At 67.7% G+C, this 19068-nt stretch carries 17 protein-coding genes and 2 pseudogenes; 11 read left to right on the forward strand and 8 right to left on the reverse strand.

Features of this window, described 5'->3' with window-relative positions:
- Positions 1-1162, forward strand: a 1162-nt coding sequence (locus tag A5713_RS21905) for an acetyl-CoA C-acetyltransferase (protein ID WP_156751984.1), incomplete at its 5' end; no start/stop codon positions are given.
- 4 nt (positions 1163-1166) lie between these two features.
- Positions 1167-3323: a 3-hydroxyacyl-CoA dehydrogenase NAD-binding domain-containing protein gene (locus A5713_RS21910; RefSeq protein ID WP_068098356.1), complete on the forward strand. Its 2157-nt coding sequence runs from the start codon at positions 1167-1169 to the stop codon at positions 3321-3323.
- A gap of 80 nt (positions 3324-3403) precedes the next feature.
- On the opposite strand, the gene A5713_RS21915 is transcribed toward A5713_RS21910, so the two are convergent.
- On the reverse strand, positions 3404-5518 hold the full coding sequence (locus tag A5713_RS21915; protein WP_156751985.1) for a thiamine pyrophosphate-dependent enzyme: 2115 nt from the start codon (positions 5516-5518) through the stop codon (positions 3404-3406).
- On the opposite strand from A5713_RS21915, the gene A5713_RS21920 reads away from it, so the two are divergent.
- A complete protein-coding gene (locus A5713_RS21920; protein ID WP_231980601.1) occupies positions 5508-6815 on the forward strand; it encodes an MFS transporter in 1308 nt (435 codons plus the stop codon). The two genes, A5713_RS21915 and A5713_RS21920, sit on opposite strands and share 11 nt — an antisense overlap.
- 18 nt (positions 6816-6833) lie before the next feature.
- Here A5713_RS21920 and A5713_RS21925 read toward each other — a convergent pair whose 3' ends face one another.
- From A5713_RS21925 to A5713_RS21935, 3 genes are read right to left on the reverse strand one after another with little or no spacing between them, the layout of a single operon-like run.
- Entirely contained in the window at positions 6834-7460 is a 627-nt protein-coding gene (locus A5713_RS21925; RefSeq protein ID WP_068098357.1) for a bifunctional 2-polyprenyl-6-hydroxyphenol methylase/3-demethylubiquinol 3-O-methyltransferase UbiG, read from the reverse strand.
- Between the two features lie 24 nt (positions 7461-7484).
- Positions 7485-8342, reverse strand: coding sequence for an LLM class F420-dependent oxidoreductase (locus tag A5713_RS21930; RefSeq protein WP_068098358.1), 858 nt, complete (start codon positions 8340-8342; stop codon positions 7485-7487).
- Positions 8333-9565 carry an FAD-dependent monooxygenase gene (locus A5713_RS21935; protein ID WP_068098359.1) on the reverse strand — a complete coding sequence of 411 codons (1233 nt, stop codon included), beginning with the start codon at positions 9563-9565 and terminating at the stop codon, positions 8333-8335. Before A5713_RS21935 ends, A5713_RS21930 begins: the two co-directional genes overlap by 10 nt.
- A 111-nt stretch (positions 9566-9676) precedes the next feature.
- Here A5713_RS21935 and A5713_RS21940 point away from each other — a divergent pair, with 111 nt between their 5' ends.
- On the forward strand, positions 9677-10666 hold the full coding sequence (locus A5713_RS21940; protein WP_068098360.1) for an LLM class F420-dependent oxidoreductase: 990 nt from the start codon (positions 9677-9679) through the stop codon (positions 10664-10666).
- A 54-nt stretch (positions 10667-10720) separates the two neighbouring features.
- Here the strand turns inward: A5713_RS21940 and A5713_RS21945 are convergent, their stop codons facing one another.
- A complete protein-coding gene (locus A5713_RS21945; RefSeq protein WP_067927448.1) occupies positions 10721-11014 on the reverse strand; it encodes a putative quinol monooxygenase in 294 nt (97 codons plus the stop codon).
- Positions 11015-11159: 145 nt separating this feature from the next.
- Here A5713_RS21945 and A5713_RS21950 point away from each other — a divergent pair, with 145 nt between their 5' ends.
- Together A5713_RS21950 and A5713_RS21955 are read left to right on the forward strand one after the other, a co-directional pair.
- Positions 11160-11594 (forward strand): Zn-ribbon domain-containing OB-fold protein, encoded by a 435-nt coding sequence (locus tag A5713_RS21950; RefSeq protein WP_068098368.1) that lies wholly within the window; start codon positions 11160-11162, stop codon positions 11592-11594.
- A 1-nt stretch (position 11595) separates the two neighbouring features.
- Positions 11596-12741, forward strand: a complete 1146-nt coding sequence (locus tag A5713_RS21955) for a thiolase family protein (RefSeq protein WP_067927445.1) — start codon at positions 11596-11598, stop codon at positions 12739-12741.
- Positions 12742-12854: 113 nt separating this feature from the next.
- On the opposite strand, the gene A5713_RS21960 is transcribed toward A5713_RS21955, so the two are convergent.
- Complete coding sequence (locus tag A5713_RS21960; protein WP_068098361.1) at positions 12855-14504, reverse strand: DNA repair helicase XPB; 1650 nt, start codon at positions 14502-14504, stop codon at positions 12855-12857.
- A gap of 69 nt (positions 14505-14573) precedes the next feature.
- Positions 14574-16826 (reverse strand): helicase-associated domain-containing protein, encoded by a 2253-nt coding sequence (locus A5713_RS21965; RefSeq protein WP_068098362.1) that lies wholly within the window; start codon positions 16824-16826, stop codon positions 14574-14576.
- 118 nt (positions 16827-16944) lie between these two features.
- On the opposite strand from A5713_RS21965, the gene A5713_RS21970 reads away from it, so the two are divergent.
- The 4 genes from A5713_RS21970 to A5713_RS21985 are packed head-to-tail and all read left to right on the forward strand — an operon-like array spanning position 16945 to position 18585.
- Positions 16945-17145 (forward strand): hypothetical protein, encoded by a 201-nt coding sequence (locus A5713_RS21970; protein WP_090421285.1) that lies wholly within the window; start codon positions 16945-16947, stop codon positions 17143-17145.
- A gap of 8 nt (positions 17146-17153) precedes the next feature.
- Positions 17154-17681, forward strand: a complete 528-nt coding sequence (gene moaC / locus A5713_RS21975) for a cyclic pyranopterin monophosphate synthase MoaC (RefSeq protein WP_082973096.1) — start codon at positions 17154-17156, stop codon at positions 17679-17681.
- Positions 17681-18163, forward strand: a complete 483-nt coding sequence (locus tag A5713_RS21980) for a molybdenum cofactor biosynthesis protein B (protein ID WP_068098364.1) — start codon at positions 17681-17683, stop codon at positions 18161-18163. The genes moaC and A5713_RS21980 overlap by 1 nt, the downstream gene beginning before the upstream one ends.
- Positions 18160-18585, forward strand: a complete 426-nt coding sequence (locus tag A5713_RS21985; protein WP_067927424.1) for a molybdenum cofactor biosynthesis protein MoaE — start codon at positions 18160-18162, stop codon at positions 18583-18585. Before A5713_RS21980 ends, A5713_RS21985 begins: the two co-directional genes overlap by 4 nt.
- A 77-nt stretch (positions 18586-18662) precedes the next feature.
- On the opposite strand, the pseudogene A5713_RS21990 reads toward A5713_RS21985, so the two are convergent.
- Positions 18663-18986 (reverse strand): annotated as a pseudogene (locus tag A5713_RS21990) (resuscitation-promoting factor RpfA); the annotation flags it as partial.
- Between A5713_RS21990 and A5713_RS27880 the strand changes: the two are divergent.
- A pseudogene (locus tag A5713_RS27880) lies at positions 18983-19068 on the forward strand (transglycosylase family protein); the annotation flags it as partial. The pseudogenes A5713_RS21990 and A5713_RS27880 overlap by 4 nt on opposite strands.

Here is a 19068-nt window from a genome sequence, read left to right on the forward strand (position 1 = left end):
GCAACGAAATGGCTCGCTGAACGAGGTGAAGCCGCTCAACCTGGTCGTCGGGCTGGTCGACGAGCTGCGCAGGCGCAACCCCGATCTGGACGTGAACCTGATCAGCGACATGATCCTGGGATGCGTCTCGCCGGTCGGCGACCAGGGCGGCGACATCGCCCGCACCGCGGTGCTGGCCGCGGGGCTGCCCGAGACCACGGGCGGCGTGCAGCTCAACCGGTTCTGCGCCTCGGGCCTCGAGGCCGTCAACACCGCCGCCCAGAAGGTCCGCTCCGGCTGGGACGACCTGGTGCTGGCGGGCGGTGTGGAGTCGATGAGCCGGGTCCCAATGGGCTCCGACGGCGGCGCCTGGGCGCTGGACCCCGAGACCAACTACCAGATCGGCTTCGTGCCGCAGGGCATCGGCGCCGACCTGATCGCGACCCTCGAGGGCTTCTCCCGCGAGGACGTCGACGCCTACGCGCTGCGCTCGCAGCAGAAGGCCGCCGAGGCCTGGTCGGGCGGCTACTTCGCCAAGTCGGTGGTGCCGGTGCGCGACCAGAACGGTCTGGTCATCCTCGACCACGATGAGCACATGCGGCCCGACACCACCATGGAGGGCCTGGCCAAGCTGAAGACGGCGTTCGACGGCATCGGTGAGATGGGTGGCTTCGACGACGTGGCGCTGCAGAAGTACCACTGGGTCGAGAAGATCAACCACGTGCACACCGGCGGTAACAGCTCGGGCATCGTGGACGGGGCCGCGCTGGTGCTCGTCGGGTCCGAGAAGGCCGGCACGTCGCAGGGCCTGACCCCGCGCGCCCGCGTCGTGGCCACGGCGACCAGCGGTTCCGACCCGGTCATCATGCTGACCGGCCCGACCCCGGCCACCCGCAAGGTCCTCGACCGCGCGGGGCTGACGGTCGACGACATCGACCTGTTCGAGCTGAACGAGGCGTTCGCGTCGGTGGTGCTGAAGTTCCAGAAGGATCTCAACATCCCCGACGAAAAGCTGAACGTCAACGGTGGCGCCATCGCGATGGGCCACCCGCTGGGCGCCACCGGCGCCATGATCACCGGCACCATGGTCGACGAGCTCGAGCGCCGCAACGCGCGACGCGCGCTGATCACGCTGTGCATCGGCGGCGGCATGGGTGTCGCCACCATCATCGAGAGGGTTTAAGACCATGGCAGAGAACACCATTGCGTGGGACAAGGATGCCGACGGCATCGTCACGCTGACGCTCGACGACCCCACCGGGTCGGCGAACGTGATGAACGAACACTACAAGGAATCGATGCACAAGGCCGTGAAAGAGTTGGCACGCCTTGTCGCAGAAGAGCCAGATTCGGTCACCGGCGTGGTGATCACCAGTGCGAAGAAGACGTTCTTCGCCGGCGGGGACCTCAAGAGCATGATCACCGCCGGCCCCGAGAACGCCGGGGACGTCTTCACTGAGGTCGAGGAGATCAAGCGCGACCTGCGTGTCCTGGAGACCCTGGGCAAGCCGGTGGTGGCCGCCATCAACGGCGCCGCGCTCGGCGGCGGCCTGGAGATCGCGCTGGCCTGTCACCACCGCATCGCCGCCGACGTCAAGGGCCTCGTGGTGGGTTTGCCCGAAGTGACGCTGGGCCTGCTGCCCGGCGGTGGCGGGGTGACCCGTACCGTGCGGATGTTCGGCATCCAGAACGCCTTCATGAACGTCCTGTCGCAGGGCACCCGGTTCAGGCCGGACAAGGCCAAGGAGATGGGACTGGTCGACGAGCTCGTCGGCTCGGTCGAGGAACTGGTGCCGGCCGCCAAGGCATGGATCAAGGCGAACCCGGACGCGCACACCCAGCCGTGGGATGCCAAGGGCTACAAGATGCCCGGCGGCACCCCGTCCAGCCCGGCGCTGGCCGGCATCCTGCCGTCGTTCCCCGCGCTGCTGCGCAAGCAGCTCAAGGGCGCGCCGATGCCGGCGCCGCGGGCCATCCTGGACGCGGCCGTCGAGGGTGCGCAGGTGGACTTCGACACCGCGAGCCGCATCGAGAGCCGTTACTTCACCTCGCTGGTCACCGGTCAGGTCGCCAAGAACATGATCCAGGCGTTCTTCTTCGACCTGCAGCACATCAACGGCGGCGGCTCGCGCCCCGACGGCATCGAGCCGGTCAAGATCAACAAGATCGGTGTGCTGGGCGCGGGCATGATGGGCGCCGGCATCGCCTACGTATCGGCCAAGGCCGGCTTCGACGTGGTGCTCAAGGACGTCAGCATCGAAGCCGCCCAGAAGGGCAAGGGCTACTCGGAAAAGCTTGAGGCCAAGGCGCTTCAGCGCGGCAAGACCACCGAGGAGAAGAGCAAGGCGCTGCTGGACCGCATCACGCCGTCCGCCGACCCCGCCGACTTCAAGGGCGTCGACTTCGTGATCGAGGCGGTGTTCGAGAACCAGGAACTCAAGCACAAGGTGTTCGGCGAGATCGAGGACATCGTCGAGCCGAACGCGCTGCTGGGATCCAACACCTCGACGCTGCCGATCACCGGTCTGGCGACCGGCGTGAAGCGCCAGGAGGACTTCATCGGGATCCACTTCTTCTCACCGGTGGACAAGATGCCGCTGGTCGAAATCATCAAGGGCGAGAAGACTTCTGACGAGGCGCTGGCCCGGGTGTTCGACTACACGCTGGCCATCGGCAAGACCCCGATCGTCGTCAACGACAGCCGCGGCTTCTTCACCTCCCGTGTCATCGGCACCTTCGTCAACGAGGCGCTGGCGATGCTGGGCGAGGGTGTCGAACCGGCCAGCATCGAGCACGCCGGCTCGCAGGCCGGCTACCCGGCGCCGCCGCTGCAGCTGTCCGACGAGCTCAACCTCGAGCTGATGCACAAGATCGCGGCCGCGACCCGTAAGGGCGTCGAGGACGCGGGCGGCACCTACGAGCCGCACCCGGCCGAGGCGGTCGTGGAGAAGATGATCGAGATCGGACGCCCGTCGCGGCTCAAGGGCGCGGGCTTCTACGAGTACGTCGACGGCAAGCGCACCCGGCTGTGGCCGGGCCTGCGGGAGACGTTCAAGTCCGGCAGCGCGGAGATCCCGTTGCAGGACATGATCGACCGGATGCTGTTCGCCGAGGCGCTGGAAACCCAGAAGTGCCTCGACGAGGGCGTGCTGACGTCGACCGCCGACGCCAACATCGGTTCGATCATGGGCATCGGCTTCCCGCCGTACACCGGTGGTAGCGCGCAGTTCATCGTCGGCTACTCCGGTGCGGGCGGTACGGGCAAGGAAGCCTTCGTGGCGCGGGCCCGCGAGCTTGCCGCCAAGTACGGCGACCGCTTCCTGCCGCCGGATTCGCTGACGTAGTTCCAGCAATCGCGAAAGCCCCCGAAGCGCTTGTCTTCGGGGGCTTTTGCATTGCGGCAGGTGGTTATTGGATGGAGGTTCTACGTACTCGACTGGTCCACAATGCTTGTGACTCGGCCGCCGATCGGTGCTTTGCATCGCGGGTCTGTGTGTACATCGACAACGGCCGGACCAGCAACGGTCATCGCGGCCGACAACGCTTCTTGCACTTCCGATTCTTCTTCGACCCGCCGTCCGTAGGCCCCCATAGCACGAGCAATCGCAGCGAAGTTGGTAGGGGGCAACGATATTTCGCTGGCTCTGTAGCCACACTGCGTCATACCTTGGTCAATCATGCCGTAGCCAGAATCGTTGAGGATGACCCACACCGCTGGAATCCGGTACTGCACAGCGGTGCTGATCTCGTTGTTCATCAGCATGGTGCCGTCACCGACAAGCGCAACGGCCTTGCGACCGGATGCGTACGCGCTGCCAAGCACACCGGTGCCCGCGTGTCCCATCGAGGCAAACGACGTGCTGATCCGGTACCGCCCGGGAGAATTGAAACGCAGTCGTTGAGTCGCCCACGCGAATGCGTTGCCTGCCTCTGCCAGAACGATGGCGGAACTCTCTTCAACAACGACACGTTGCACCGCCTGCATCAGCAGTTGAGGTCGTACGGGACCCGCGCAGAGGTGGTCTGGCGGTGGTGCTACAGGAGTCGAGATTCCGAGGTGCCACGAACGGGACCTGTTAGTCTCGGCCTCCAACGTCGTCCGTCCCAAAGCCGTCATCAGGTCGGCGACGAATATGCCAATCTCGCTGTGAACGGCGATCGTTGGAATGTCAGGGTATGAAGCACCTGGCACAGTCGGGTCGATGTCCACGTGGATCAATCCCCTCGGGGGGATCATCTCGGGGTTCCAGAACGAGGTCATCTCGCCGAGGCGCGAACCGAGCACCAAAACGCGCTCCGGGCGGTGCTCGCGCATGAATTCGAGCACGGCTCGATCGCCGCCGAACCCGGTCACGCCGACGAAGAGGGGATGGCTCTCCGGGAATATTCCCTTCGCGCGTGGTGAACAAAACACCGGTGCATCAATACGTTCGACGAGTTCGTACACTTCCTTGGCCGCATGCCGTGCCCCGAAGCCGAGCCAAATCGCCGCCCGTTCCTTGCGCAGGATGTCGGCGCAGGAGCGCACGTCTTCAGGCGCGGCCCGCGGATGAACGGTCTGTACCAGCGGGGCGTTGACCGACACGGAGGCAGGCGATTTTTGTATCGCAACCGAAAAGCTGACGTGGGCGACGAAGCTTCCTTTTCGTTGTAGCCCCTCTGCCAGCTTCCGGCGGATCTCGACCAGTTCGGAGCTTGCTTCCACGATGACCCCGTAATGGAATAGGGGACCTGCAGCAAACATGTCTACGCCCAATGTTTGGGGGGTCGTCTCCTGCATAGGTGTCCGATTAACTTGCGAGATAGTCGTACAACCGGACACCAAAATCACCTTCGCGCCGTCGCTGCGGGCTGCCAGCAATCCCGTTAGCGCATTTGTGATGCCGGGACCGCTGGTGACACAAACGGCGACTGGCGAGCCAGAGGTGAGATATGCCTCAGTTGCGGCAAACGCCGCGCCCGCCTCGTGACGGAAATGCATGAGACGAATGCGGCTGTGCTCCAATGCATCCCAGAGCGGAGCGATGGCACCTCCGCAGATCCCGAATGCCGCTGTCACGCCCAGGTCGGCCAACATGGTTACCAGAGCTTCCGCAACGGTGCCGCGCGTGGCCGGTGCGGGAGGGATGACGTCATACTGCCGCTGCGTCCGCGTCGATTGAGCAGTCAACATATGCGGCTCCTGTCGGAGTTGGGCCATGCAGGACGTCGTTGTTGACTGCGAATCGTCTACAGCTTTGCCTAAGGTGTTGACACGGTGGTAAACACCGTCGGGCGGGCTCGTTACGATCGTCACGAAGTAGTTGCGCAATGTCAGGTAGATGTCAGCCGAGCGGAGCGCCGGTCTGTCACGCCGCGTGGCGAGCGCGAGGCAATCGATGCGCAAACCGCGTCGTCGGATGGACTCACTTACACTGCGAATCAGCGACTTTGGGCTGACAATAGCTCGCGTGCGAAACACACAAAGCAGGTGGCCGGTGACGACCGCATTGTGCACCGGATACTTTCTGGTTCTCTTGGACGTCACAGTGGTCAACATCGCATTACCGCAACTCGGCTCGGCCCTGCGGGCGAGCGGTTCTCAACTCGCCTGGACGGTAGACGCCTACACGGTACCCATGGCGGCGCTTCTGTTGGCTTCGGGAGCTGTGGGCGACCGGCTTGGGCACCGGGCCGTCGTCGTTATTGGATTCGTCGGGTTTGGCGTCGCTTCAACCGTATGCGCTGTGGCGCCAGTGATGTCGGTTCTGCTTCTTGGTCGGACGGCGCAGGGAGTGTGCGCCGCATTGATGCTCCCAGGAACCCTGGCCCTCATAGCTCAGTCCGCGAGCACGGAGCGCGCACGTACACGAGCAATAGGTGTTTGGGCCGCCATCGGTGGTGCCGCTTTGCCGGCCGGCCCGCCTTTAGGGGGGCTGCTGGTGCAGTTGGCGGGATGGCGCTCAGTGTTTTGGCTCGGCGTCCCGGTCATTATTGCCGCACTCGTGCCGATTATCCGGATCCCGCGCCACAACCCCGCCGCTCACAATCGTGCGTCGGTCGACTGGATTGGAGCCGTCTTCGTTGTCCTAATCCTCGCGTCCGCAGTAACTTTCATTCTTCAAGGCCGGGAAAATCGGGTTCTGGGGGCCGTCATGGCGGCGATGGCGGTTTGTGCCACCGGCGGCTTCTGGTATGCCGAGCGCCGCACGGCGCACCCACTAGTGCGGGTACCGGCCGGAGCGCGGTATCCCTTCGCGGTCGCATGCGCGGTAACCGCTTTGATGAGTCTCTGCGTCCTTGGGTCACTGTTCACCCTGACTCAGATCTTCCAAGTGGTTCACCACTTGAGCCCGATGTTGACTGGCCTAATCCTCTTGCCGGGCATGCTGCCGATGCCGGCGCTCGGCGGAGCCGCTGCGGCGCTCACGCATAAATTGGGCCCATGGCGAACAAGTGCGCTGGGATTGATCGCGTCCGCGCTGGGGTTCGGCGGCATCGCGGGCGCAGTCGACGGGCCCAACTACCCGTTGTTGGTGTGCTCACTCGTGTTGTGGGGTACCGGCCTTGGCGTTCTGACTCCGGCGATCGTCATCGCGGCGCTGAGAGTGCTGCCGGCGGCACCGGGCGCCGCCTCCGGCGCCAGCAACACTGCCAGGCACGCCGGTGGAGCGTTGGGGGTTGCCATCTTCAGCGCGGTCGCAGGATCTCCCGACATTCCGACGTTTACGAGGAGCGCGACCGAGTTGCTGGCAATCAGCGCGGTGGCGTATGGGATCGCGGCCGCGCTTTGTCTCACCGCGCAGGAGCGAGACCGAGTTCGGGAGCCCGCCGAGTCGACTCGATGGGCCAACTAGGGCACCGGCTTTTGCGTTTTAGGTGTCGCGGCGCTGGAAGAGGTAGTACCGCGCCGCAGTCTCCTCTCCCGCGCCTCCCCGTCTGCGCCGCGCTTCATCGAGGTCGACCTCGTCGCCGGCCGACAGCAGAGTCCAGGCGGATGCGAAGCGTGTCTCCATCTCGGCGGGCTCGACGCCCCGCACGCCGAACCTCCCGCCGGGGCGGAACGCGACGATGAACAGGCGCGCGTCGGGCGCGGCCACCGCGCTGACCTCCCGGACATACGCCTCGCGATCGACGTCGCTCATGTTGTGTAGGCAGCCGTTGTCGACGATCAGCTCGAAGCCCGTGCCGATCCCGGTCTGACTCAGCCGCGTGACGTCGGCCTGGGCGAAGTTGACCGGCAGATCGGCGGCCTTGACCCGGGCCTTCTCGAGTGCTCGGGGGACAAAGTCGACGCCGGTGACATTCCATCCGTGCTGTGCGAGGTAGACCGACGAGTCCCCGGTGCCGCATCCGAGATCGAGGGCCGATCCTGCGGGCAGTGGGGGCGTGTCATTGGTGCCCTCGACCAGGTCGCGCAAATTTTGTGCGATCGGATGACCATCCCATGGGGTGAATCCGACTCGGTAAAAGATCCGAAAGAGGGTGTGCTTGGAGGCCATGCCCCAACGGTATGCCTCAACCCGCTACATCGCCGCGGCGATGCGGCGCCATTGATCGCGCGGGAAGGCCTTCGGATCGTCCAGCAGCACCTGGACGCACACGTGGTCGGCGCCCGCCGCGCGATGCTCGGCGATCCTGCGCATGATCGCCTCCTCGTCGCCCCACGCGATGATGGCGTCGAACAACCGGTCGCTCACCTGGGCCAGGTCGTCGCCGGAGAACCCGGTGCGCAGCAGGTTGTTGGCGTAGTTCGGCAATGCCAGATACGCACGCAGCCAGTCGGTTCCGATGCGGCGCGCCCCGTCGGCGTCGTCGGTCAGGATCACCGTCTGCTCCGGCAGCAGCAACGGGCCTTCGCCCAACGTCGCACGGGCGAAGGCGGTGTGGTCGGGGGTGACCAGGTACGGGTGCGCCCCGCGGGCGCGGGTCGCGGCCAGGTGCAGCATCTTCGGGCCGAGCGCGGCGAGCACCCGGCTGTCGGCGGGTACGGGCTCTGGGGCGGCGTCCAGCCCGTCCAAGAATTCCGCCGTCGCCGCCAGCGGTCTGCGGTAGCGCCCGGGTTGGCCGGCGTCGATCAGCGGCGCGTGGCTGACGCCGATGCCCAGCAGGAAGCGGTCGCCGTGCCGGGCGGTCAGCGTCGCAAAAGACGCGGCGACGTCGCCGGGCGCATGCATCCACAGGTTGAGGATCCCCGTGGCGATCACGGTCCGCTTGGTCGCGGCGAGCAGGTTGCCCACCGCTTCGAGCACCGGCCCGCCGACGTCGGGTATCCACAGCGCCGGGAAGCCCAGTTCGTCCAATTCCGCTGCCGCGTCGGCGGATTCGGCCGGGTCACCGTACCGAAGTTGACTGCTCCAGATTCCGACGCCGGTCAGTTCCATGGGCGATCGTTCCTTTCGTCGCGCACCGCGCCGTAGTCGGGCACCGGCATCGAGTCGTGCATGCGCACGCCCTTCGTGTTGAGTTTCGCCAGTGCCCGGGAAAGCGAGCCCGGCATCAGGGACACTAGCTGGGCGCCACGCGTCAACGCCCACACCCCGAGTCGTGAGCCGGGGATGATGCCCTTGGCGGCGCCGCGCGCGAAGGCCCGGCTGCGGTGCACCGGCTCGCGCATCTGCAATTCGTAGCCGGCGAACGCGCGCAGGTGGTCGCCGTCCGCCCGGGCGAGCTCGCCGGCCAGCACGTAGGCGCCCAGCACCGCAAGGCTGGTGCTGCCGCCCACCGCGGGGCCGGGGCAGTATCCCGCGTCGCCGACGAGGGTGACCCGCCGGCGCGACCATCGGTCCAGCCGGAGTTGGCTGATCGAATCGAAGTAGAACGCTGGTGTGTGGTCGATTTCGCCCAGCCAACGGTCGACCTGCTCGTGCATGTTCACGAACGCGTCACGCAGAAGCTCCTTCTGCCGCACCGCATCCCGGTGGTGGTAGTCCAGTTCCCGGCCGGAGCGGAACAGGAAGACGGCGCGCGCGTCGTCCAGGTGCTCGGCGGTGTAGATGGCCGCGACGCGTCCGACGCCGACGTGGCAGGTTATCTCGCCGGCGCTGGCCAGCTCCTTGGGCGCCGACACCACCGCCAGGTATCCGCCCAGGAATCGGGTGAGGTTGGCTTCGTCACCGAAGGTCAGCTGCCGGACGTTGGAGTGCAGCCCGTCGGCGCCGACGACAACGTCGAACCGGCGGGCGGGGGCATGCTCGAAGGTCACCTCGCCGTCGTGATCGATCGCTGTGATCGAGTCGCCGAACAAGTATTCGACGCGGTCGCGGCCGGCGGTGTAGTAGATCTCGCTGAGGTCGTCGCGCATGATCTCCACGTGCCGGTCCGAGGTGGCGGCGTAGATCTTGGTGAGGTCGATCTCGAAGGGCTGGGCCCGGCCCTCCCGATGCATGGTCATGCTGTTCGTTCCGGTGGCGAGCGCTTCGATCTGAGGCAGGACGCCCATGCTCGCTGATATCTCCATCGCGGGACGGAACAGGTCGACGGCGTGGCCGCCGGTCTTGCGCAGGGTGGGCGCGCGCTCGACCACGGTGACGTCGAAGCCATGACGGGTCAGCCAGTACGCCAGCACCGGTCCGGCGATGCTCGCGCCGGAGACCAGGACCCGCATGCCGACCTCCCGTTGCTACCGGACTCGGTAAGCCTAATCACGAGGACCGGCGGCGGCGCGGCCCGCTTAGGTCGCCGCAGTGCTTTGGTCTTGGGGCTAGAGTCCGTTGTCATGCGCTTCGGTCTCTTCATCCCGCAAGGCTGGCGAATGGATCTGGTCGACATCGAACCGGCGAAGCATTGGGCGGCGATGCGAGACCTGGCCACCTATGCCGACAACGGCGCGTGGGACTCGCTGTGGGTGTACGACCATTTCCACACCGTTCCGCTGCCAACCGGCGAAGCCACCCACGAGGCGTGGTCGCTGATGGCCGCCTACGGGGCCGTCACGTCGCGGATCAAACTCGGCCAGATGTGCACCGCGATGAGCTACCGCAATCCGGTGTACCTGGCCAAGGTCGCGGCGACCGCCGACATCATCTCCGGCGGGCGGATCCAGATGGGCATCGGCGGTGGGTGGTACGAACACGAATGGCGCGCTTACGGTTACGGCTTCCCCCCGGCGGGCGTGCGGCTGGGCCGCCTGGAAGAGGGCGTACAGATCATGCGGGACGCCTGGCGCGACGGCAAGGTCAGCTTCGACGGCAGGCATTACCAGGTGGACGGCGCCTTCGTCGCCCCCAAGCCCTTGCAGGACAACGGGATCCCGCTGTGGATCGCCGGCGGTGGTGAAAAGGTGACCCTGCGCATCGCCGCGAAATATGCCCAGTACACCAACTTCACGCCGGAGCCCGAGGCGTTCGCCCACAAGTCGGAAGTGCTTGCGCGACACTGCGAGCAGCTGGGCACCGACTTCGACGCCATCGTGCGGTCGGCCAACTTCAACGCCGTCGTCGGAACCTCGGACGCCGATGTCAAGGACCGGCTGGCGCGCGTCCGCGACCGTCTAGTCCGCTACGTGCCCGAGGCGGCCGCCGATGCGATGCTCGCCGCGGGCAGTGGCCCCGATTCGGCGACGGGCACGCCGGAGCAGGTGATCGAGCGGATCGCCAAGCTGCGCGACCTCGGCTGCGAATACGCCATCTGCTACTTCCCGGAGGCCGCGTACGACCGCTCGGGCATCGAGTTGTTCGAGCGCGAGGTCATTCCCGCCCTGAGCTAGCTGGGAGCGATCGCAAGCGCGGCGAAGCCGGGCGCAGCGGGTCGCGACCATCAGCTAGATGTCGGAGGTGGTGTACCTCTTCTTGACGGGCGGCTCGGCCAGCAGCGGCGGCAACTCGGTGAGCCGGCCTTCGCCGGCGCGAAACGCGCGGTAGGCCTCGTCGTGCCCGACCGTGTCCCATATCTCGTAGATGAGCCAGTGGGCTTCGTCGTCCTCGTCGACGAGCACATCGGTGCCCAGGTTCCCGGCAAACGCCCGGGTGTCTTTCAGCGCCCGGCCCATGACCTCGCGCGCCTGCGGCACCGCGTCGGGCTTGAACTTCAGTTCGAGTATCACCGTGACTGGCATTGGTCGTCTCCTTACGTCGCCTCGCCAAGATAGCCCAGCCCCGCGCGCCCGCACGCTAATGAGAATGCGGTTTCCACTTTTCGGAAAGCTGTTATACGGTTCGGTGAGCAACATTCTGTTGGCGGCGCCTCTGGAGGATCCACCGATGCAAAAAGCACTCGCGCCCGAGATCTCGACCTGGCCCGACGAGAGCCCACAGCTGATCGGCAGTCGGTGCGGCAGCTGCGGGGCCACCACCTTCCCGGTGCAGCAGTGGTGCCCGCGTTGCAGCGCCGGCGAGATGACCGACGTGTTCCTGCCGCGGCGCGGAACGCTGGTCGCGTGGACCACCCAGGGCTTCCCGCCCGGGGCTCCCTACGCCGGCCCCACCGGCAAGGACTTCGTCCCGTTCGGGGTGGGGCTGGTCCAGCTCGGCGACGTGATCCGGGTCGAGGGGCGGTTGACCGAGAACGACCCGGCCAAGCTGCAATTCGGGCAGGAGGTCGAGCTCACCATGGTGCCTTTGACCACCGACGCAGAGGGCGCCGAAATCATGACGTTCGCATTCCAGCCGGTCTCAACTTCTCCGGAAGGAGCCTGACATGACCAACGACGTCGCCATCATCGGCGTGGGCCTGCACCCCTTCGGTCGGTTCGACAAGACCGCAATGCAGATGGGTGCCGAGGCCGTCCAGTCCGCACTGAAGGACGCGGGCGTGGCGTGGAAGGACATTCAGTTCGGCTTCGGCGGCAGCCACGAGGTGTCCAACCCCGACGCCGTGACCCGCCTCGTCGGGCTGACCGGCATCACGTTCACCAACGTGTTCAACGCGTGCGCCACCGCCGCGAGCGCGATTCAGCAGACCGCCGACACGATCCGGCTTGGCAAGTACGACATCGGTATCGCCATCGGCCTGGACAAACACCCGCGCGGCGCCTTCACCGACGACCCCGCCAAGCTGGCGCTGCCGCAGTGGTACGCCCAGAACGGACAGTTCGTCACCACCAAGTTCTTCGGCATCAAGGCCAACAAGTACATCCATGACCACAACATCTCCCAGGGCACGCTGGCCAAGGTGGCGGCCAAGAACTTCCGTAACGGTGCGCTGAATCCGAATGCGTTCCGCCGCAAGCCGATTCCCGAGGACGAGATCCTCAACTCGGCGGTGCTCAATTACCCGCTGACGCAGTACATGTTCTGCGCGCCCGACGAGGGCGCCGCCGCGGTGATCATGTGCCGCGCCGACCTGGCGCACAAGTTCACCGACAAGCCGGTGTACGTGCGTGCCTGCGAGATCCGGACCCGGCGGTACGGGGCCTACGAGGTGCACGCCACGTCGGCCCCGCTGGACGAGGACGCGTCACCGACGGTGTACGCGGCCAAGGCGGCCTACGAGGCGGCGGGCGTCGGGCCCGAGGACGTCGACGTCGCGCAACTGCAGGACACCGACGCCGGCGCCGAGGTGATCCACATGGCCGAGACGGGCCTGTGCGCCGACGGCGAGCAGGAGAAGCTGGTGGCCGACGGCGCCACCGAGATTCACGGCTCGATGCCGGTGAACACCGACGGCGGGTTGATCGCCAACGGCGAGCCGATCGGCGCGTCCGGATTGCGGCAGATGCACGAACTGGTGCGCCAGTTGCGCGGTGAGGCGGGCGAGCGCCAGGTGCCGGGAAATCCGCGCGTCGGCCTGGCCCAGGTGTACGGCGCCCCGGGCACCGCCTCGGCGACCATCCTGTCGCTGTAGCCGGTGGCGCGGCGCCCGGCGGGAACCATGCGTGCGCGCCCGAATTCGATATCGCGGGTGATATCAAAATCCGCGAGCGTCGCATGGTCCGGCAGAGCGGCCGTGGTTGCCCGCTAAATCGCCGGTCCCAGAAGGTCGTCCGCGTCGCGGATGATGTAGCCGTAGCCCTGCTCGGCGAGGAAGCGCTGCCGGTGCGCGGCGTACTCGGCGTCCAGGCTGTCGCGCGCCACCACCGAGTAGAAGATGGCCCCGCCACCGTCGGCCTTCGGCCGCAGCAACCGCCCCAGCCGCTGAGCCTCCTCCTGGCGCGAGCCGAAGGTCCCCGAAACCTGTACGGCCACGGACGCTTCCGGCAAGTCGATGGAGAAGTTGGCGACCTTGGACACCACCAGCGTGGACACCTCGCCGCGGCGGAAGGCGTCGAAGAGCTCCTCGCGTTCCTTGGTGCGGGTCGATCCCTGGATCACCGGCGCGTTCAGCTCGGCGCCCAGCTCGTCGAGCTGGTCGAGGTAGGCGCCGATCACCAGCGTCTGCTCGCCGGGGTGCTTGTCCAGAATCGACTTGACCACGGCGATCTTGGAGTGCGCCGTCGAGCAAAGTTTGTAGCGCTCTTCGGGTTCCGCGGTGGCGTACATCATCCGCTCGTTGTCGGTCATGGTGACCCGCACCTCGACACACTCGGCCGGCGCGATCCAGCCCTGCGCCTCGATGTCCTTCCACGGGGCGTCGTAGCGCTTGGGGCCGATCAGCGAGAACACGTCGCCCTCGCGTCCGTCTTCGCGGACAAGCGTGGCGGTCAGGCCCAGGCGCCGCTTGGATTGCAGGTCGGCGGTCATCCGGAACACCGGCGCCGGCAGCAGGTGGACCTCGTCGTAGATGATCAGCCCCCAGTCGCGGCTGTCGAAGAGCTCCAGGTGCCGGTACTCGCCCTTGGTGCGGCGGGTGATCATCTGGTACGTCGAGATCGTGACGGGCCGAATCTCCTTGCGCTCACCCGAATACTCGCCGACTTCGTCCTCGGTCAGCGAGGTGCGCGCGACCAACTCGCGCTTCCATTGCCGCGCCGCGACGACGTTGGTGACCAGGATCAGCGTCGTCGCGCTGGCCTTCGCCATCGCGGCCGCGCCCACCAGTGTCTTGCCGGCCCCGCACGGAAGCACCACCACCCCGGACCCGCCGGCCCAGAACGAGTCGGTGGCCATCTGCTGGTAGTCGCGAAGGTGCCAGCCGTCCTGCGCCAGGCTGATCGGGTGCGCCTCGCCGTCGACGTAGCCCGCGAGATCCTCGGCGGGCCAGCCGATCTTGAGCAGCATCTGCTTGACGCGGCCGCGCTCGCTGGGGTGCACGACGACGGTGTCGTCGTCGATCCGGGCGCCGAGCATGGGGGCGATCTTCTTGTTGCGCAGCACCTCCTCGAGCACCGCGCGGTCCAGGCTCACCAGGGTCAGGCCATGCGCCGGGTGCTTCACCAGCTGCAGGCGGCCGTAGCGGGCCATGGTGTCGACGATGTCGACGAGCAGCGGCTGGGGCACCGCGTAGCGCGAGAAGCTGACCAGCGCGTCGACCACCTGTTCGGCGTCGTGACCGGCGGCGCGGGCATTCCACAGCGCCAACGGCGTGATGCGGTAGGTGTGCACGTGCTCGGGCGCGCGCTCGAGCTCGGCGAAGGGCGCGATGGCGGCACGCGCCGCGCCGGCCAACTCGTGGTCGACCTCGAGCAGCACCGTCTTGTCGGACTGCACAATCAACGGGCCGTCAGTCAATGGCCCAACTCCTTCTCATCGTCTCGCGGGCGCGCTCATCGTCTCGCGGGCGTGCCTCGCCGCAATCCATTATCGACCGTTGGCCGACACCACCGACGTGATGCGGTGGATGGCGAAGTCGCGCAGCCGCCCGGACGCCGAGTCGAAGGCGGTCAGCTGACCGCCCCGGACGGTGATCGGCGACACGACGCGCTGGGTGGCGACGCCGGCCGCGTCTAGATAACCGATCACCAGCGTGTCTTGTTCCCTGGCCGCACGCTGCAACAGCGACATGGTGACCGCCGGATCGACGCGAATGTTGCCGAACGGCGCGGCGGTCACCTTTCGCAGCACCGCGACCACGGCGTTGAGGCTCTCGGTGTTGGGACGCGGCATCGGGCGGTAGGGCCGCCGCTGCTGGGGCGTGGGCACCCGGGCGCCCCGCGGCCGGACGTCGACGATGGCGCCGGTGGAGTCCTCGGCGGCGGGGGCGAAGCCCGCGGCCCGCAATGCGAGCAGCACCTCGGCGATCGGCGCCGGAGACACCGCGACCGTCGGCGCCAGGGCGCGCAGTTGCACGCCCTCGGTCGCGGGGGCGGCGACGGCCTGGGCCAGCAGCGCGGGGTCCTCGCAGCGTACGAACGAGGCCGCCATCCCGATCCGCAGCTGGCCGTGCCGGCGTGCGACATCGTCGATGAGATAGGTAAGTCCTTGGGGGACAGGAGTTTTAGAGTGCTTGGCGAACAGGGCGTGCATCCAGTCGCGGGTCTTACCGACGTCGAGCGCATGCCGGATCGTCTGCTCGCTGACGCGGTACACCATCGCGGTGCCGGCCGATTCGACGGTGGCCACCGCGGCCAGCTGCTCGGCGAGGTCGCGCTGCAGTGGACCCGGCACGACGACGGTCAGGTCGGCCTGGATCAGGAAGTAATCGATCGGTTTGGGTAGGGCCCGCGCCATGGCGTCGACCGCGGCGTCGGCGCCTTCGTCCAGTAGTGCCCGAGCAGGGGTGCTGAGCGCCCCCCGTCCCACCAGCCCCAACGCCTGGCTCTCGGCCAGCAGGTCGCCCACGGGCCCCGGCTGCAACCGCCTGGCCCAGCGCGGTCGCCGCCACACGAGGGCAGCCGACGCCTCGGCGGCGTTGACGCCGGCGCCCGCGGGCAATTGCGCCAGCGTGCCCAGCAACAGCCGGCGATCCAGCGGCGCGGCGGTCGAGTACAGCGCATCGGTCAGGGCGCCATAGGGTTTGGCGTCGGGACCGCGGGTTCCGATCAAGGCCGGCCGGCTCGGCAGGTCGAGCCAGCTACTGGCCAGCAGCTGCCAGCGTTCGGCGGTGGGCATGGCCGTGAACCGGTCGATGGCCACGGTCGGCCCCCAGTACGGCCCCTCGCCGGTGGCCGGTTCCGGGTCGGGCATCCCGCTCGCGATCAGGCCGGCCGCGGCCGCCACCTCGAGAATGAGCCCCAGCCGTGACTCGTCGATGCCGGTGGTCTTGCTGAGCCGTTTGACGTCACGAATTCCCAACCCGCCGCTGCGTAGCTCGGAAACCGGTGCGGCGGCCAGAGTTTCGATGAGAACGTCGAGTTCGCGCAACAGGTCGATGGTGGCCCCAGCCGCCGCCGCGTCGACGTCGTCGGTGGTGGTGGTCGACACCACCGGGTCAGGCGCCGTCAGTCGCATGGGCCCGGGCCGTTCGCCGCGCAGCACCTGCCCGACGTGGCGGGGCAGGATCACCGTCTCGGCGTCGATGCGTCGCAACAGGCCCATCGCCAGCAGCTGGGGCACCGGCCGGTCCGCGGGGGCGCCGGGCGCGGCGTCACGGGTGCGGCCCAACGGGGAACCCTCGAGGAGCTTCTCCAGCACGTCGAGCTGCGCCCGAGTCAACCCGTCGATGAGACCGGCGATCTCCTCGCCGGTGCGAGACGCGGCCTCGAGGGTGACCTGGCCCGGGTGCCACGGCAGGGCGGCGCCGGCGTCGGGTGCGACGCGCAACGCCGCATCGCCCCAGACCAGCGCGCGCTCCCGGAGATCGTCCAACGCCCCCATCACGTCGGACTCGGGAGCGCGTTCACCGATCAGGGCGAACAGTTTTGCCGTGGGCACCGGCGTGGCATCGGCCTGCAGCACCAACAACGCGTCGAGCACCGCCAGCCGCAGGAAGTCGAGCTCGTCGGTGGCGGCCTTGACCGACTGGCGGGCCTGCGCGCGGGCGGCCAGCGCAGCGATGCTGCCGGGCGGCGGCTGGGCGAGGTCCGGCCGCAGCTCTAGCAGGCGGATCAGCCGCTCGTCGGGCAAGTCGGCCAGCCACGACCCCAGCGGAATATCCGGGGTGTTGTCGGTCATTGCTGACCAGCGTAAAACAGTCGGCGGGTGCTGAGCAGGCAACGAACGCCGGCAGCTCGTCGGCCGAACTGGCGATCTTGCACGACGCGCGCAAGAGCGACCTGTCAGAATGGACGGCGTGGCTGACACTGCTGAGGGCAAAGCCCGCAAAACCAGGTATGTCGACAACGGGTGGCCGACGACGGACCCCGACGACCACGCGGTGAGCGAACTCGTGACCGACCGGACGGGGGCGTTGTCGCCCTTCGGCGAGATGGTGTTCCCGCTGCCCTCCACGGACCTGCCCTACCTGCACCCGGTCACCGTCGTTAACCGGTAGGCGCCAGGATGGCTAGGGCCTCCGAGGCCGCCAAGCCCCCGGCGAGCTGGACGTCGGGTGAATCCCCTCCGGGCGCGCTGTCACACCTGGATGACCGTGGTGCGGCGCACATGGTCGACGTCAGCGACAAGGGCGCGACCAAGCGCACCGCCGTCGCCGCGGGTGCCTTACACACGTCGCCGCGCGTCGTGGAGCTGATCTCGGCCGGGGACCTGCCCAAGGGCGACGCACTGGCCACCGCCCGGGTGGCGGGCATCCTGGCGGCCAAGCGCACCAGCGACCTGATACCGCTCTGCCACCAGTTGGCGCTCACCGGAGTCGACGTGGAATTCACCGTGGGGGAGTCCGACATCGAGATCACCGCGACGGTCCGAAGCACCGACCGCACGGGCGTGGAAATGGAGGCGCTGACCGCCGTCAGCGTGGCCGGACTGACGCTCTACGACATGATCAAAGCGGTCGACCCTGCCGCACGCCTCGATGGCATTCGGGTGCTGCGCAAGGAAGGCGGCAAGACCGGAACGTGGGAGAGGTGATGGGCACCCGATCCGCCCGCATCATCATCGCCTCGACTCGCGCGTCGGCGGGAGTGTACGACGACCGGTGCGGGCCGATCATCGCCGAATGGCTCGGTGAGCGGGGGTTTTCGTTCCCCGAGCCGGAGGTGGTCGCCGACGGTGATCCGGTGGGCGACGCCCTGCGCAAGGCGGTCCGCGACGGCGTGGACTTCATCATCACCTCCGGCGGCACCGGCATCTCGCCGAGCGACAGCACCCCCGACCAGACCGTGGCGGTGCTGGACTACATGGTCCCGGGGCTGGCCGACGCCATTCGCCGGTCGGGGCTGCCCAAGGTGCCGACGTCGGTGTTGTCACGCGGCGTTTGCGGCGTGGCGGGCCGGACGCTGATCGTCAACCTGCCGGGTTCACCCGGCGGGGTGCGCGACGGCCTGGGTGTGCTCGCCGACGTGCTCGATCACGCGCTCGATCAGCTCGCCGGAGGAGATCACCAGCAATGACGCTCGTGGTCCGCGCGGCCATGACCGATCACCCGATCTTCTTGGCCGAGCACGAAGAATTGGTGGGCCATCAGTCGGCCGGCGCCATCGTCGGCTTCGTCGGCATGATCCGGGACCACGACGGCGGGCGTCGGGTGGTGCGGCTGGAGTACTCCTCGCATCCGTCGGCTGAGCAAGTGTTGGCCAAGGTGGTCTCCGACGTCGCGGAACAGTCGAGCGGGGTGCGCGCCGTTGCGGCGAGCCACCGGATCGGGGTGCTGCGCATCGGCGAGGCGGCGCTGGTGGCGGCGGTGGCCGCCGACCACCGCGAGGAGGCGTTCGCGACCTGTGCCCTGCTGGTCGACGAGATCAAGGCGCGGCTACCGGTGTGGAAACACCAGTTCTTCGACGACGGGACAGAAGAATGGGTGGGCTCGGCGTAACGCCGTGACGATTGGAATGCCGGCACGCCCCGAAGCGTCGACGTTCGAGGCGTGCCGGGCAGTCTGACTTGCGGAACTCAGGTGGCCGGGGACGGCTGCGCGATCGCGTCCAGCGCGTCGTTGCCCTGAATGTCCTGCGCCCGGATGGCGTCCCACAGCTGCTTCGTGTAGCCGACCGTGGAAACCTCCTGCGGCATGTTGGCCGGCACGAAGCCGCGGAAGTCGTCGGCGGGGGGCGCCGGCGGCACGTCGGCGGGAGGCGCCGGGGGCAGGTCCGCCGGAGCGGCGGGCGGCATGGCGTCGGCCGGGGGCGCGGGCGGCACGTCGGCCGGGGGCGCGGGCGGCACGTCGGCCGGAGGAGCCGGCTGGTCGAAGCCGGCCAGTTGCACCGGAGCGGGCGGCGCACGGCGGCGGACAGTACGCCCCGTCGGCGGAATTGGCCACCAAGGAACAGCAGATCGCCGTCGCGGAGCGCGTATTGGC

This window comes from Mycobacterium sp. E2497, assembly GCF_001668695.1.
Classification (GTDB): Bacteria; Actinomycetota; Actinomycetes; order Mycobacteriales; family Mycobacteriaceae; genus Mycobacterium.

Bases quoted from the DNA above. Each gene is read 5' to 3' on its own strand.
- A5713_RS21910 (WP_068098356.1), top strand. From the start codon at position 1,167: ATGGCAGAGAACACCATTGCGTGGGACAAGGATGCCGACGGCATCGTC.
- A5713_RS21915 (WP_156751985.1), bottom strand. From the start codon at position 5,518: ATGTTGACCACTGTGACGTCCAAGAGAACCAGAAAGTATCCGGTGCAC.
- A5713_RS21925 (WP_068098357.1), bottom strand. From the start codon at position 7,460: ATGGCCTCCAAGCACACCCTCTTTCGGATCTTTTACCGAGTCGGATTC.
- A5713_RS21930 (WP_068098358.1), bottom strand. From the start codon at position 8,342: ATGGAACTGACCGGCGTCGGAATCTGGAGCAGTCAACTTCGGTACGGT.
- A5713_RS21935 (WP_068098359.1), bottom strand. From the start codon at position 9,565: ATGCGGGTCCTGGTCTCCGGCGCGAGCATCGCCGGACCGGTGCTGGCG.
- A5713_RS21940 (WP_068098360.1), top strand. From the start codon at position 9,677: ATGCGCTTCGGTCTCTTCATCCCGCAAGGCTGGCGAATGGATCTGGTC.
- A5713_RS21945 (WP_067927448.1), bottom strand. From the start codon at position 11,014: ATGCCAGTCACGGTGATACTCGAACTGAAGTTCAAGCCCGACGCGGTG.
- A5713_RS21950 (WP_068098368.1), top strand. From the start codon at position 11,160: ATGCAAAAAGCACTCGCGCCCGAGATCTCGACCTGGCCCGACGAGAGC.
- A5713_RS21955 (WP_067927445.1), top strand. From the start codon at position 11,596: ATGACCAACGACGTCGCCATCATCGGCGTGGGCCTGCACCCCTTCGGT.
- A5713_RS21965 (WP_068098362.1), bottom strand. From the start codon at position 16,826: ATGACCGACAACACCCCGGATATTCCGCTGGGGTCGTGGCTGGCCGAC.
- moaC (WP_082973096.1), top strand. From the start codon at position 17,154: ATGGCTAGGGCCTCCGAGGCCGCCAAGCCCCCGGCGAGCTGGACGTCG.
- A5713_RS21980 (WP_068098364.1), top strand. From the start codon at position 17,681: ATGGGCACCCGATCCGCCCGCATCATCATCGCCTCGACTCGCGCGTCG.
- A5713_RS21985 (WP_067927424.1), top strand. From the start codon at position 18,160: ATGACGCTCGTGGTCCGCGCGGCCATGACCGATCACCCGATCTTCTTG.